We start from the raw sequence: 13,963 nt of genomic DNA, 5'->3' as shown, positions 1-13,963 counted from the left end.
TGTCGTAAATCAAACTTTTGTGAAACTCTAGCAATCGTTTGTCTAGATACTGGGCGGTAACCCGCCTTTTCAACACATTTTGTAATGTTAAAACCAATTGTACAGTGTTCAATACTATGACAACATACTCAATTATTGATGAGGACTACATATGACCAACACGACTGAGCCTATAGCCAGCCCGCTAAGCTGTAATCGTTCACTGTTAATACTCACTGCTGCCTACCTAGCCGTATTTGTATTCTCCGCCATTTCTCCGTCATCAAGAGCAGTCTGGATTGCAGAGATTATTCCAGCGGTCGGTATTTTAGCGGGTATCTGGTGGTGTTCTCGCAAGCTCACTTTCTCTAACACAGCCTATGTCTTGATGTTTATTTGGTTGGTTCTACACACTATCGGCGCCAAATACACTTTCGCGGAAGTACCTTTTGATTGGTTCAATACATTGATCGGATCTGAGCGTAATAACTTCGACCGTGTTGCTCACTTTTCTATCGGGTTATACGCCTACCCGCTGGCTGAATACTTGATTCGCAAGAAGCTATCGTCTCCGATTATCGCAGTTTGGTTCTCGCTGTTTGCGATCATGAGTGTCGCCGCGGGTTATGAAATCATTGAGTGGTGGTATGCGGAATTGGCGGGGGGCGATGAAGGCATCGCATTTTTAGGCTCGCAGGGTGACATTTGGGATGCTCAAAAAGACATGCTGTGTGATACATCCGGCGCTATCGTTGCGTTGATAATCATGAAGCTACAAGGTCGAATAGATAAGCCGAAGACATAAAATCAGTCAAGCAGCCTTTAAAGATTTAAAACAAAGGAACACTTCATAGTGCTCCTTTGTGCTCTATCTCTTATTTCATGGTGACCTTTCCGCCTATCATCTTAAACGCAGGCGTTCCTCTCACTAACGTATCTCTAGCGAATTCAATCTCGCAGCCTGGGCAATGGCATGGCGTTGTGGTGTAGTCTTCAACGATTCTCTCTTTAAAGCATTTTACTAGCGCTCCTTTGCCACCTTTTCGGTACTTGAAGAGTTGTGTCTTACACTTGGCACAGAAAATCTGAACCGTTTTGCTTGGTTGTTTCTTGTTTGGTTTAGCCATAAAAGATTGGGATTAACCGTTTTTAGGAGCAAAGATTACTGCTGCAATACCAACAAAGATAATGCCGGATGCAATAACGAACTTTAGCGTGAGAGGTTCCGAAAGAAATACAATACCGCCGAGAGTCGCAATAATGGGGACGCTTAGCTGCGCCACCGATGCAGTCAATGTGCTGAGTTTTTTCACCACTTGATACCAGAGCGTGTAACCCATTGCAGAAGCAAAGACCCCGGATAGCAGAGCATAAGTGACACCAGCGCTGTTCATAAACATCGAGCCAGACATTACTTCGCTGAATGACACAAAGATAAGCAGCACAAGAGATGCCAACCCTGCATAGCTAAAGTTGATCATGGTAGCGTGCAGTGGATCATTCACTTTACGCCCTGCTAACGTATAACACCCCCAACCTATGCCTGCCAACATCATAAGCAGCGCAGCTTTGAAATCCAAAGCCTGTTGTTGGTTATCAGGCCAAAGAAGTATAACTAAACCACTAATTGCAATCGCACAACCAAACCACTCTAGTAACGACATGCCTCTTGCTTGAATCAAGTGCGCCACCACCATAGTCAGTTGGACCATCACAAACAAGATTAAGGCACCTAAACCGGCTCCGAGCGCGACATACGCATAAGAAAAACCAAACATATAGACGAGCAAAGCGCCAATTGAAATTGGATTGCCCTTCCATTTCGATGACTGATTATTTTCTCCACCAGCAAGTTGCTGTTTTGAGCGAGTCACAGCCCAGTAAATTAGTATTAAGGTGATTGCACCGGAGACAATACGAATCAAGGAGAAGCTCAAAGGGTCGATACTATTGTCCGCAAGCGCCCACCGACATAACACCGAGTTCGCAGCAAAAGCAATCAGGGTAATAAACGTAAGAAACAAAGTAGACATAGTAAACCTTTAACCGAGGTCTGGTTTATTCCAAACCTGACTAAAATCAAACCAACCTAACGCATTACACTTGGCATTTTGCAGCGTACCGCACTGATCTTTGTTCACCCCCAACCAACAGTGAAACATGGGGATCAATTGATTGCTATGAACCAGTTTCTTACCAAGTTGGCGAGCTGGGAATGTCTCGTATTCGCCAGCGCGCCACTGTTCAACCATAGTGCACCACTGATCAAATTCATCCAACGGGCTCGACTCTTCAATAAAGCTGTAATCCATAAGCCAGCCCACCAGAGCATCATCGCGATTGTTAGCAATGCCCATTGGGTTTATCCAGATATCGACATCGTCAGCGTGTGGTGGGTTCATATCGTAATCAAACAGCTCAACAGCGACATCGTACTGTTTTAGCACCGCTTCAATAGCATGCGCTAGGGTTGGGAACATCGGATGTTGACGCTGAAATGCAATCTTAATCACTGGCTTTGTTGTGGACTGTGGGCAAACAGGAGTAGCGAGTTTTACATCGTACCAACCCGGCTTGAGCCCATAGGCGTGTAAAACGCCAAGATCAATAACGGTCTCTTTTGGAATATGAGTAAACAGGTCGGCAGCATTTAGCGCGTTAGAGAGAAACTCAGCCCACAATGGATTCTTAGCAATACCCTTCTGACGGTTAAGCAACAAATAAGTACAACCTGGGTCCAACTCAACTTCGTCACTGTCACCGCGATCAGCCATCACAGGCTTTGAGAGACTTGGATAAACCATTGAAGAGTAAGCTTCATCGACTACCCAAACCTCAACTCTATCGATCAGCGGACGAAATCCAAAATAGCCATCGAAAGCACGAAGTATCAACTGTTGTTCGTCGTTCTTCTCAACACGATAAGGGCCTGTACCAATCGGACGAATATCATAGTCATCGCCACGTAAGCTTGCAGGTAATGTAACTTTGGCAATCGACTCTGTCAGTGCAAGTGGGAAATATTTATCTGGACGAGTCAGGTAGACATCAACCACGCAGTTGGCTGGAGATTCGACATGTTTGATATGCGAGAACATGTTAAGGCACTCTAATGAGTCAAGTGTCTCTACAATATGGCTGGTTTGAAGTAATTCTCCATTATGAAAACGAACCCCCGGACGAATGAAAAAACGCCAATGGTCATCATGAATTTTTTGCCAAGAATGAGCAAGATCCGGTTGCAGTTGATCGTTGTCATCAAGCCTTGTTAAACCGCTGAATACCTGACGCGCAATGTGCTGCTCGGAACGACGCATAGATTTCGCAGGGTTAAGCATTGATAGAGGGCGGTAGTACGGTAGACGAATCACCTGCTCGCCTTCTTGGTATTGCACACCTAAGTAGTTTTGAATCACTTGGGTAAGCTTAGCGGCATCCCTATCTAGCGCATTCAGTGCTTGCCCGATTTTTCCATCTTCAAGATAACGACGTGCAAGTGTTTCACTTACGTTGGTTCGATTCTGTTTGAAGATAAGCTTAGATTGTTTTCCCCTACCCGCAGCGGGTTGCCACTCAATCCAGCTTTCTTCTTCAAGCTTATTCAAAACCATGCGCGCATTACGGCGCGTACAACAAAGCACATCGGTAATGTCATCTAATTGAACGTCTGAGTCTTTACCATCAAAGTACTCAAATAAGGTTTCAAACTGGACTCGTAATCTAGGGCTGCTCATAAAGAGGAAATATCAACTTATTGGAATGGGTTTCAGTTTCCTTATTTTAGTCAATGAAATCAACCAATACCTAACGAATTTGCATAGTATTGTCTTAATCAACATACAGAAAAAAGGCGCTCATTAATGAGCGCCCAAATAGCCATATTACTGAATTTATTTACGTTTAACTAAAGAACATCACAGCCGACTTCGTTGGCTATTTCTCTCAGTTGTTGCTCATCGTCCAACTTAATAGACCATTTGCACTCAGAACCATTAGCAGAAATGACATTTGCCCCTTTTCCAATGAGTTGAATCGCATCCACCTGCGCCTGCAAAGTGACACGATACTCACCATCTAAACGAACCACTAATTCATGAGGCGTGGCGATGATCTTTCCGCCACTAAATGTAATAACCATAAATATTCTTAATAACCTGATTAACTATCGCTTGTGTTTTTTAACAGCGATAGTCAGACGGCTCGAACAAACCAACCTTTCGCGCTCGTCAGTAATATTAATCTGCCAAACCTGAGTTGAAGCGCCTAAGTGAATCGGCTCTGCCTTACCAATTACATGACCTTCACGCATTGAACGTACGTGGTTGGCATTGATATCTAAACCAACACAGAAATACCCATCTGATACACAGAAATTCGCAGCCAAAGAACCCAAAGTTTCCGCTAAAACAACCGATGCGCCCCCATGAAGCATACCAAGCGGTTGATGAGTAAAATGACAAACGGGCATGGTTGCCACCAAAGAGTTGTCGTTCACTTCTGTGTATACAATATTGAGGTGCTCGATTAACGTATTCTTCGATGTCGCGTTGATGATGTCGAGGTCTATGGGCTTTTTCCAGATAGACATATCATGTTCCTATTCATTGTTATAATTATGGGTAAGTCGTGATTGTTATCGCTCAGCTATTAGCTATCACGCAAGTTGATGTTAACATGCATAAAAACGGCAATACACAGAGGATAATGTATGACGTCATGGATGAAGTTCGCTTCACTTCTCACACTTGCAGGTATCACGGCATGTAGCTCTTCTCCTACAGGGCGAAACCAGATCTTGCTGTTCTCAGACCAAGATATGTCGCAGCTCGGTGCTCAATCATTTGAGCAGATGAAGCAACAACAGAAAATCAGTCAAGATGCCAAAACAAACGCTTACGTGCAGTGTGTAACAAACAGCATCACCAAACATATTCCTAAACAAGGATTTGACGAGTGGGAAGTGGTTGTTTTTGAAAGCGACCAAGTTAACGCATTTGCCCTACCTGGTGGTAAAATAGGCGTATACACTGGTCTATTAAAGGTTGCGGTTAATCAAGATCAGCTCGCAACGGTTATTGGCCATGAGATTGCGCACGTCATCGCCGACCATAGTAATGAACGTCTATCTCAAACACAACTCGCCAATACCGGATTATCGATAACTGGTGCCGCACTTGGTGCATCCGAATACGCGCAATATAAAGGTATGACGATGGCCGCGCTCGGTTTAGGCGTTCAATACGGTGTGATTCTTCCTTACGAGCGCACACAGGAATCGGAAGCTGATATTGTCGGTTTAAGATACATGGCAGATGCAGGTTTCGATCCAAACCAAAGTGTTAATTTGTGGCAGAACATGGCTAAAGCGTCAGGCGGAAATCAACCTCCCGAGTTGCTCTCTACTCACCCTTCTCATAGCACGCGCATTCAAGATCTTCGCGCGACAATCACCACCTTACCTCAATCTAATGCACAGCGACCGAATTGTAAGGTTTAAACTCTCGCAAAAACCAGCTTTGCTTTAAACGAAAGCCCTAAGTTTTGCAACCTAGGGCTTTTCTATTGGAGTACTAATGTAAGTAGTTTACGCGATTAGGTACCTAGAATTTGTAACGGTAAACTGAGTAGTTGATCGCCTGTCGATGCGAAATACCAAATAACACCAATAAGTCCGCTCACCAAACCAACATACCAAACCGCTGAAATAATCTGACCATAGCGATCAAGTGGCAAAAGGTGGCTCTGGTGGCGTCCTCTCCATTCAATCAGAATTTCTATACTCCCCATAATCAACAAGAAACCAAACAAGGTTAAGTTGAGCTGATAACTCAATATCACACCACCAACCGCTGCTGCAGCGCATAAAACAATGCCCAACAAACTGTTCATTGAAAAACTGATGCTTTTGAGCACATGACCACCATCGAGTGGCAAAATTGGCAGCAAGTTGAATAAGTTGAGTAGAGCATTAAACACAGCAAGACCTGCGAAGAACATCTCTCCTGTCGCCCAGTACAACACTGTAAAAATCAGGGATAGAATCAGACCAAAGAATGGGCCCATGATTGAAATAACCACATCTTGCCAACGCGTGTTGATTTTTTCATCCGACAACGCAAGACCACCTAAAAATGGGATCAGATAAATGCCTTTCGTTTTCATCCCAAAGTACTTCATCGCACGAATATGACCATATTCATGAAACATAAGGCACGCTATTAGTGCTAAGGCAAACTGAATCGAAAACAGCCAAGAGTACGCCGCTAAGCTCGCTGAAGCCAAAACTACTTTGATCAACTTGGCACTCTTGAGCGCTTTCATTCCAAGAGAAACTAACCCAATAAGGCTAAAACGTTTCTCTGGCTTAGGCGCAATTTCTGGTACTTGCTGTTCGATATCTTTGGTGTTCCGAGAGCCTTGACTAACCACTTCACCATTCACCGTGGCACGATATTCCATAACAAACGGTTGCCATTGAACTTTCACATCCAACCGGCAAGCCAAAACTTGTTCGCCGGCTTGAAGTTGAAATTGATGCGTACGAGCATCTTCCGCTTCTGATGTTGCATCTAGTTGCGAAACCAATGCGTTATTCCAAAACAGTTGTTGCCAACCTGCCATTGAACCTTCTAAACGAAGTGTTTTTCCTAGGAAATCTACTGCGAGTAACTGCAATTTGTGACCCAAAATTTATAATTTAAAAGTGGTGTGTATTATGCCGAGTTCAGCGATTCCGGTAAACCGATTCAGATATGTTAAAAAATAAACTATCTCTTGCTTATTGTGTAATTAACACCCAAAAACACCCTGGTCACACCTCTTACCTCACATAATTCATTGATAGTATTTATATAATTAATGTTAGAGTCCCGCGCCCAGCAAATATAAGTTCACAAAATATTTGCTCTTCCTTTGACTTTTTGTAAAACATAGACTTAACATATGCTTAACATTTGGCATGGTCGCTCATGTTTGTTTTCACCTATAAAAAATAAATGCCCTAGGAGGGTTTAAATGAAAACAGTACAACGCTCTCTCGTTTCACTGTCAGTACTGGTCGCTTGTAACTCGTTAGCCGCCGGATTCCAAGTTGCAGAACACTCAGCATCAGGTTTGGGACGTTCATTCTCTGGTGAAGGTGCGGTGGCAGATAATGCCAGTGTACTAGCTCGCAATCCTGCAGCCATGACCCTTTTTGATAAAGCACAATTTTCAGGCGCAGTGTCTATTGTTGATCCGGAGGTTAATGTTACGCAAAACGACGTACCCGGTTCAGGTGGACAAAGCCAATCGTCCGATGACGTTGCGCCACTGCAAATCGTACCGGCGGCTTACTACATCAGTCCGATAAATGACAAATGGGCTTGGGGTATCGGCATGTTCACTAACTACGGTGTTGCAACAGATTATCCAGATGATATTTATGCAGGTGATCTAGCAGGTGATACAGCGCTAGTATCTGTGAACCTCAACCCTAACCTTGCTTATCGTGTAAATGAGCAAATAAGCGTTGGTGGCGGCGTTAATGTTGTCTATGCACATGCGGAATTAAACCGACATGAAGGCGCTATTTCTAACATCACAGGTAACCCTGCATCTCAAAAATTAATTCAGATGACAGGTGAAACATTCGCTTTCGGTTGGAATATCGGCGGCCTATATGAACTTAACGAGAACAACCGCTTCTCGATAGCTTACCGCTCTGAGGTCGACCTTGACTTTGATGATGGTGAGTTCACCGATTATACAGGTGGTATCGTACAAGGCAGCGCGACCAAAACAACAGGTCGACTTCAAATCACCCTACCTTCGATCATCGAAATTTCAGCGTTCCATCAGCTTAATGACCAATGGGCAGTCCACTACGGCTGGCAGCAGACACACTGGAGCAGCTTTAAAGAACTTAAAGCAACAAGCCCTGACTGTAATGACGGTGTTGCTGGGCAATGTTTCCAAAAGTCAGAAAAATACGACGACAACAATCGCTACTCTTTAGGTGCGACTTACACACTTAACCAACAGTGGACACTTCGTGCAGGTTTTGCCTACGACGAACAAGCTGGTGAAGCAACTCTAAGTATCCCTGATAGCGATCGTTATTGGTATAGCGCAGGCCTGACTTACGCTATCAACCCAGACCTAACTCTCGATGCAGGCTTTGCGATTGTTCAGAGTAAAGAAGGTGACTTCACGGAGACTAACAAATTAGGCCAAGACCTTTCATTCAGCGCGGAAGGTACAGCTTACCTATCTGCAGTTCAACTAAACTACACCTTCAACTAATGGAATGATGCTATGAAAAAGTTATTTAAAGTTTCAGTCTTGGCGTCAGCCATTATTCTTGCTGGCTGTGGCGACGATACATCTAGCTCAGGTGCTTCAACGACACCGCAATACGAACGACACATTCAGGACTCGTTAGCTCAAGCGACGAACATTAAGTTCCATCTGTCAGGGGCAAACACCTCAGTTCCCCTACCTAGTTTTGCGTTAATGGATAGTACTGATGGTACTTTAGGATTACCAACAAGTGGCAACGATGCGCTAACCAATCCACTAGCAGCAATGAACACTATGGATGGTTGGTCAACCTCAATGCCAATCATTATGAACTTTGAAGGCGCAGGCTTAGCCGACGGTGCTGCCGTTGCAGGTGTCTACCTACTTAAACTTAGCGGTTCATTAACATCTGCAACAGCACCTACTGTCACACAAGTACTGACGCTAGGCACTGATTTCAATGTGCTATCTAGCGCCGCGTCGGACACCTTTACGATCGCGTTTAATGACTCTCTCGATGCATCAAGTGAATACGTGTTGGCTCTGTCTAACGAATTGACAGACGTCAATGGTGATCCAGTTGGCATGTCAGCAAGCTATGCTGCACTAAAATCAATGACCACCACCTACACAGAAGGTAGCTTGGCTCAAGCGCAGCAAGTCACACGTGGTGTCGAACAAATTTTTGCCGGCGCAAATGCCGAAGGTGCGATTACACTTGATACGCAGGACATCATCTATTCAACTTGGTTTACTACTCAATCTGTCGGTGACACGCTATTCGCTACTAAAGGCGCCACAGCAATGGGCTTAAGTGGTACTGGACTCAATGATATATGGAAAGGAAGTGCAAAAGCTGATGATGTAGACCTATCTACGGCATATGGAATGCAGTTTGTTTCAACGAAAGACTTTACTACTGCACTAAACGAAGATGAGGATTTTGACAAGTACATTGCTGGTGGTGATGCTACAGAGATTGCTAAAGCAAAAGGCGCAATCAACTCAATGTATGCTACTTCTGGAGCCAGTGTAAACGTCAGTGAAGGCTTTGTGCAACTGCCGCATTATCTAGAAAAAGGGGCAGCGAACTGGAGCTCTCAGCCATTCGAATCCGCGATGCCGAGCCTAGCTAAAGTTTCTGGTGCCTTAGGTAATAGTACAGAACAAGCTAATATTGTCACACAACTTATGGCTGCAGGTATTGACCCCACACTACTCGCTACTAGCCAAGCAGAACAACTTAAACTCATAGGCTTAGATTTAACGCTAATAGATGGCACTCCACTTGACAGTGAGAGAGTCATCACTAAGTACTCACCAGTACCAAAAGTTAAATCTCTAGAGACTGTTGAGTTTCTGCTATTTACACCAAATGGCTCTGATCCTAAAGATATCGTCATTTACCAGCACGGCATTACATCAGCAAAAGAAAATGCTTATACCTTTGCTTATAATTTAGCGCAAGCGGGTTTAGCAGTATTGGCTATCGATTTACCTATTCATGGTACGCGTAGTTTAGACGATATGCGTTCTGCGAACGAAGGAGTGCTTGCATATTTGAACCTATCCAATCTGCCAGTAGCTCGTGATAACGTCCGTCAAAGTGTTCTCGACGTAATGGGTTTACGTGCATCTCTTGTAGTGTCGTCACAAGCCAATTTGCTAAGTCAATCACCACTAAAAGGCTTTGACCTAACAACAGGGTCTCAAGTTAAGTTATTAGGGCATTCGTTAGGTGGTATCGTGGGTGCTACTGCAGTTGCATCTTCTAATCGTACACTTGGCAGTACAACAGCAGATGCTTTATACAGCTTTAGTGCAGCGGCGATTGAAAACTCAGGCGGCCAAATTTCTAACCTATTATTAGGCTCTACTTATTTTGGCCCGCAAGTTAAGCACAACATAGCTCTGAGTGGAAATGCCAAATACGCAGATTTTGCCACTCAAAACTGTTCAGGTTTATCAGACAAAATCTGTTATAAAACCTTTGAAGACAACGCATCCGCTGAGCAGCTAGCGAGTGTTACTGCTGCGTTCCAACAGTTCGCTTATGCGGCACAAACCGTGTTAGATACGATTGATCCGTACACTAATGCTGATTACTTGCTAGCAGCCTCTACTCAGATGCCTATTTATATGGGACAAGTACAAGACGACCAAACAGTACCAAATACTGTTGCAAAAGCACCTTTTGCAGGGACAACACCACTTGCTACAAAACTTAACCTAACTGTGGTGGACGCAAATAATACAGCACCAAACGGAACTAAAGACTTTGTTAAGTTCAGTGATGTGGCAAAGCATAGTACATTTGTCGCTCCGCAAGATGACACTACGCCTCTACCATTAGACTTAAATCATCACATTAGCATGCAGACACAGGCAACAGATTTCTTAATCGATAACGCTCTGTCAGCAGGCTCTATAAATGGAACCGTTTTGGAGTAACAACGAATTCCGAATGAAACTAAAATGCCAGCCTAACCGCTGGCATTTTTATTAGATACTCTCCTACTTTACCCTTCACAAAATCGTCCACAGCTAAAATTTATGCACTTCATTTGATCTCAACTAAAATTAATCCAGACAGAATACCGTACGAGGTCTTTCATTCTACAAAATAAAGTGGATAATAGCCCCGTAAATTAACACCTAATAAATGTGAGTCCATTATGTCTTCTGAAGCAACTATGCTAGAACGCTGCCAATCAAAATGTGAACTATGTGGTTCTGATTCTTCTCTTACTGCATACGCAGTACCACCGCACAGCCACGTTACGGTAGACCACGGCATCATGGTATGTGACAAGTGTCTTGGTGAGATTGACGACCCTAAAGACATTAACCACTGGCGTTGTCTAACAGACAGCATGTGGAGCCAAGAGCCACCAGTACAAGTGACTGCATGGCGTCAACTAACTCGCCTAAACACTGAAAGCTGGGCGCAAGACGCGTTAGACATGATGTACATGGAAGAAGAAACATCAGTTTGGGCTCAAATCGGCATGTCTGCTGATGACAAACCTCTTGATTGCAACGGCGTTGAACTTAAAAAAGGTGACGACGTAACGGTAATTAAAGACCTTCCAGTTAAAGGGACGAACCAGGTAATTAAGCAAGGTACCGTTATTCGCGGTATCAGCGTTGGTGATGACCCTAAATTGGTTTCTGGTAAAACAAACGGCGGTCAATCTATGTACGTGATCGCTGAGTTCTGCCGTAAGAAGTAATCCCTTCTGTCCAAAACTCAAAAAGGCGCTAGTGAGCGCCTTTTTTTGTTCTATTTTCAATCACTTATTCACTGTGATTGGTACTACTAGAAACCACTGCCGATATTGAAATAAACCGCATGTTCTTCATGGCTTTGTGCGTAATCCATACCAATATGTAAACCGTAACGTCTTGCTATTTGATAACGGAATCCAACCCCTCCAGCACTTACTCGGCTGTCGTGGCTTATGTTGCTATCTTGCTTTGCAGCACCAGCACCGTAAAAACCGGACACGTTCCAACGGTGGTTAATATGATAAGTCAACTGGCCTTGAATCGTCTCAACTTCATCACCTTGATACCGGTATGAAGAAACGCCACGCAAAGAGACATAAGGTTTCGCGGTTGGAGAGACAAACAAGTCCTTTTGTTCAAAGTTCTGGTAGTTAGCCGCAACCCCTAACGTCCATTTTTTTGATATTGGAATATAAGCTTCACCCTCTATATTGAAATTCCTATAGTTATAGTCGCTTCCTATCGCCTCGTCGTAGACCATATAATCGGCAGACATCTTATATCCTTTTGTTGGATAGAATAAGTTATCTCTTGTGTCATATTCGGCTTCAATTCCTAAGCCTGACGTCACTGACTCATTGCCAAAAATCCGATCTAACAATATGTTATCAAACTCAATTGCTGACTTTGCCAACAACTGCTTAATACCCAACATCCACGGCGTGCTTCCAAGTCTGAACTGTACCTTCTGAGAAAGTACAGCTACCGACGTTGCAGTACTAAACTTCAAGTCTTGGTGGATAGACCCTAAGTCAAACGAGGTATATAAATCTAAGTTCGCAACACCCACACCACCACCGCCTGTGTATCGGATAGCATCATTCATCCATGAACGTCTGTGACCACCAAAAACAAACCAAGTCTCATTTTCTGTGCCGACTGCACCCACCACCGACATAGCAGAGGGAACAAGCTGCGCCCCACCATCAATAGCAGAGAGTGCAGCCTGCTTTCTCTGTTTTTTCTCTTCATCCGTTTCATGTAAAAACAAGCCCGCTACACCTCCCCCATAACCCACAGCAGGTTCAGTGATCAAAATTGGGATAGGCAAAAAGCCATATGCATTCTCTGCAAGGTGTTGCCCCATATCAAATTGACCATCAACAGGATCATAAAACGATGCTAAAGAAGAAGTGGTAAGCAAAGAACACGAAATCAGGGCAAAAGCGCCGCAGCGATTCATAAAGTTATCCTCAGAAAAAAACCGGGTAACAATACCCGGCTGAAAAGTTGCGTCCTTGCAATAAACATAAAAATTAAATACATGTAACCGATAGAGGGGGCTCTATCGGCTCAAGTAGAATAGGTCAAACTTCTCACTTGCCCTACTCTCATACAGAGGATGGGATCCATCATACGAGGATCGACTATTGGTTGTTTAACGTTGATTAGCCCAAAATTTATGCAATAAAAAAGGCTCATTTAGAGCCTTAGTATTTATTTCTATTTCAATCAGTTGATTATCTAGCAAGGTTGCTTATCAAGCGTTCCCGGTAGTTTGATATAACAGAAACTAGTGAACCTTTAATGTCGCTTATTTGCTTTGAATGTGGGCACCACAATGCGAAACCGAACTTGAAACCTTCAATAAGCTGAGCTGATGGAATCGGTTCTATTTTATGTTGAGAAAAGTCTGGGTCTGAAAAGTATGATTTTGGTAAAAGAGCCCAACCCAAGCCTTCTTCAACCATTTTGATCACCAACGCAAGTTGATCGATCTCTTCGTAGTCTGAACTTACAACAATTTTTTCCGACATCCCTTCTTCAATCAGAGATCTCAGTACAAACTGTTTCGAATTTCTTAATGCAACCAGCGCATCTTCTTCGTCCACATGAGTAAATTCACCACCTTTTTGTACGAATGGGTAGAACTCTATATGCCCCAAAAAAGTCGCGTCCAAACTGTGCATTGCACGGCTATCATGGACATTCACTATGCCAAAATGATATTCACCGTTTTGAATTCCTTGCTTAATTGCTTGCTTATTTCTCACCAAAAAGTTCACACGCATCATTGGGAAGTCACGTTTGAGCTGTTTACGTATATCAAGCAACACGCGGTGAGGAATGACACTCGAATAGGCAATTGTAATGCTTTCTAACCCCCCATAAGAGAGACTCAAAGCCACTTTGTCGAACGTGCGAGCCTGCTCTATGGTTTGTTTCGCATAATGATATAGGAGATGACCATCTTCGGTAGGCTCAACAGAGCGCCCAACTCTCTCAAACAGGCTTACCGCGAGTTGGTCTTCAAGGTTTGTAATCACCTGTCCGATTGTCGTTCTGTGTTTGTTGAGCTTAACCGCAGCTTTACTGAACGAGAGCTGGTCATAAACGGTAACAAACGCAAGAAGTTGTTCAATGCTGAAATTCATGTTGTTGTGCTTACTTTTAGTCGTTATGTACTTAAAATATC

At 43.7% G+C, this 13,963-nt stretch carries 13 protein-coding genes; 5 read left to right on the top strand and 8 right to left on the bottom strand.

The annotated features are described in order from the left end of the window. Nucleotides 1-151: 151 nt before the first annotated feature. Nucleotides 152-784 (top strand): DUF2238 domain-containing protein, encoded by a 633-nt coding sequence (locus vsple_RS15065; protein ID WP_261883700.1) that lies wholly within the window; start codon nt 152-154, stop codon nt 782-784. Between the two features lie 70 nt (nt 785-854). On the opposite strand, the gene vsple_RS15060 is transcribed toward vsple_RS15065, so the two are convergent. From vsple_RS15060 to vsple_RS15040, 5 genes are all read right to left on the bottom strand, one after another. Next, nucleotides 855-1,106 carry a hypothetical protein gene (locus tag vsple_RS15060; protein WP_255231842.1) on the bottom strand — a complete coding sequence of 84 codons (252 nt, stop codon included), beginning with the start codon at nt 1,104-1,106 and terminating at the stop codon, nt 855-857. A 12-nt stretch (nt 1,107-1,118) separates the two neighbouring features. Continuing rightward, on the bottom strand, nt 1,119-2,012 hold the full coding sequence (locus vsple_RS15055; protein WP_261883699.1) for a DMT family transporter: 894 nt from the start codon (nt 2,010-2,012) through the stop codon (nt 1,119-1,121). Between the two features lie 9 nt (nt 2,013-2,021). Next, on the bottom strand, nt 2,022-3,713 hold the full coding sequence (locus tag vsple_RS15050) for an SgrR family transcriptional regulator (RefSeq protein ID WP_261883698.1): 1,692 nt from the start codon (nt 3,711-3,713) through the stop codon (nt 2,022-2,024). Nucleotides 3,714-3,883: 170 nt separating this feature from the next. Then, a complete protein-coding gene (locus vsple_RS15045; RefSeq protein WP_261883697.1) occupies nt 3,884-4,117 on the bottom strand; it encodes a DUF3389 domain-containing protein in 234 nt (77 codons plus the stop codon). A gap of 24 nt (nt 4,118-4,141) precedes the next feature. Further along, nucleotides 4,142-4,567 (bottom strand): hotdog fold thioesterase, encoded by a 426-nt coding sequence (locus vsple_RS15040; RefSeq protein ID WP_032552569.1) that lies wholly within the window; start codon nt 4,565-4,567, stop codon nt 4,142-4,144. A gap of 120 nt (nt 4,568-4,687) precedes the next feature. On the opposite strand from vsple_RS15040, the gene vsple_RS15035 reads away from it, so the two are divergent. Further along, the gene (locus vsple_RS15035) at nt 4,688-5,476 is read left to right on the top strand and encodes a M48 family metallopeptidase (protein WP_261883696.1); all 789 of its coding nucleotides are present in this window, start codon (nt 4,688-4,690) and stop codon (nt 5,474-5,476) included. A 95-nt stretch (nt 5,477-5,571) separates the two neighbouring features. Here vsple_RS15035 and vsple_RS15030 read toward each other — a convergent pair whose 3' ends face one another. Next, complete coding sequence (locus tag vsple_RS15030) at nt 5,572-6,654, bottom strand: site-2 protease family protein (RefSeq protein ID WP_261883695.1); 1,083 nt, start codon at nt 6,652-6,654, stop codon at nt 5,572-5,574. A 339-nt stretch (nt 6,655-6,993) separates the two neighbouring features. Here vsple_RS15030 and vsple_RS15025 point away from each other — a divergent pair, with 339 nt between their 5' ends. The 3 genes from vsple_RS15025 (at nt 6,994) to vsple_RS15015 (ending at nt 11,492) form a co-directional block, all read left to right on the top strand. Continuing rightward, the gene (locus vsple_RS15025; protein ID WP_150869612.1) at nt 6,994-8,262 is read left to right on the top strand and encodes a porin; all 1,269 of its coding nucleotides are present in this window, start codon (nt 6,994-6,996) and stop codon (nt 8,260-8,262) included. 12 nt (nt 8,263-8,274) lie between these two features. Continuing rightward, nucleotides 8,275-10,710 carry a VolA/Pla-1 family phospholipase gene (locus vsple_RS15020; RefSeq protein WP_261883694.1) on the top strand — a complete coding sequence of 812 codons (2,436 nt, stop codon included), beginning with the start codon at nt 8,275-8,277 and terminating at the stop codon, nt 10,708-10,710. A 224-nt stretch (nt 10,711-10,934) separates the two neighbouring features. Continuing rightward, a complete protein-coding gene (locus tag vsple_RS15015) occupies nt 10,935-11,492 on the top strand; it encodes a PhnA domain-containing protein (protein WP_032552574.1) in 558 nt (185 codons plus the stop codon). 86 nt (nt 11,493-11,578) lie between these two features. On the opposite strand, the gene vsple_RS15010 is transcribed toward vsple_RS15015, so the two are convergent. Both vsple_RS15010 and vsple_RS15005 read right to left on the bottom strand, forming a co-directional pair. Beyond that, a complete protein-coding gene (locus vsple_RS15010; RefSeq protein WP_261883693.1) occupies nt 11,579-12,730 on the bottom strand; it encodes a BamA/TamA family outer membrane protein in 1,152 nt (383 codons plus the stop codon). Between the two features lie 277 nt (nt 12,731-13,007). Next, entirely contained in the window at nt 13,008-13,922 is a 915-nt protein-coding gene (locus vsple_RS15005) for a LysR family transcriptional regulator (RefSeq protein ID WP_261883692.1), read from the bottom strand. Nucleotides 13,923-13,963 lie beyond the last annotated feature (41 nt).

It is taken from the genome of Vibrio pelagius, from assembly GCF_024347575.1.
Taxonomy (GTDB): Bacteria; Pseudomonadota; Gammaproteobacteria; order Enterobacterales; family Vibrionaceae; genus Vibrio; species Vibrio pelagius.
The sequence above is the reverse complement of the archived record's forward strand: the minus strand, read 5'-3'. Positions and strand labels throughout refer to the sequence as shown.

Coding starts and splice junctions, on each gene's coding strand:
- vsple_RS15040 (WP_032552569.1), bottom strand. CDS start 4,567: ATGTCTATCTGGAAAAAGCCCATAGACCTCGACATCATCAACGCGACA.
- vsple_RS15045 (WP_261883697.1), bottom strand. CDS start 4,117: ATGGTTATTACATTTAGTGGCGGAAAGATCATCGCCACGCCTCATGAA.
- vsple_RS15025 (WP_150869612.1), top strand. CDS start 6,994: ATGAAAACAGTACAACGCTCTCTCGTTTCACTGTCAGTACTGGTCGCT.
- vsple_RS15005 (WP_261883692.1), bottom strand. CDS start 13,922: ATGAATTTCAGCATTGAACAACTTCTTGCGTTTGTTACCGTTTATGAC.
- vsple_RS15010 (WP_261883693.1), bottom strand. CDS start 12,730: ATGAATCGCTGCGGCGCTTTTGCCCTGATTTCGTGTTCTTTGCTTACC.
- vsple_RS15035 (WP_261883696.1), top strand. CDS start 4,688: ATGACGTCATGGATGAAGTTCGCTTCACTTCTCACACTTGCAGGTATC.
- vsple_RS15060 (WP_255231842.1), bottom strand. CDS start 1,106: ATGGCTAAACCAAACAAGAAACAACCAAGCAAAACGGTTCAGATTTTC.
- vsple_RS15065 (WP_261883700.1), top strand. CDS start 152: ATGACCAACACGACTGAGCCTATAGCCAGCCCGCTAAGCTGTAATCGT.
- vsple_RS15020 (WP_261883694.1), top strand. CDS start 8,275: ATGAAAAAGTTATTTAAAGTTTCAGTCTTGGCGTCAGCCATTATTCTT.
- vsple_RS15050 (WP_261883698.1), bottom strand. CDS start 3,713: ATGAGCAGCCCTAGATTACGAGTCCAGTTTGAAACCTTATTTGAGTAC.
- vsple_RS15015 (WP_032552574.1), top strand. CDS start 10,935: ATGTCTTCTGAAGCAACTATGCTAGAACGCTGCCAATCAAAATGTGAA.
- vsple_RS15055 (WP_261883699.1), bottom strand. CDS start 2,012: ATGTCTACTTTGTTTCTTACGTTTATTACCCTGATTGCTTTTGCTGCG.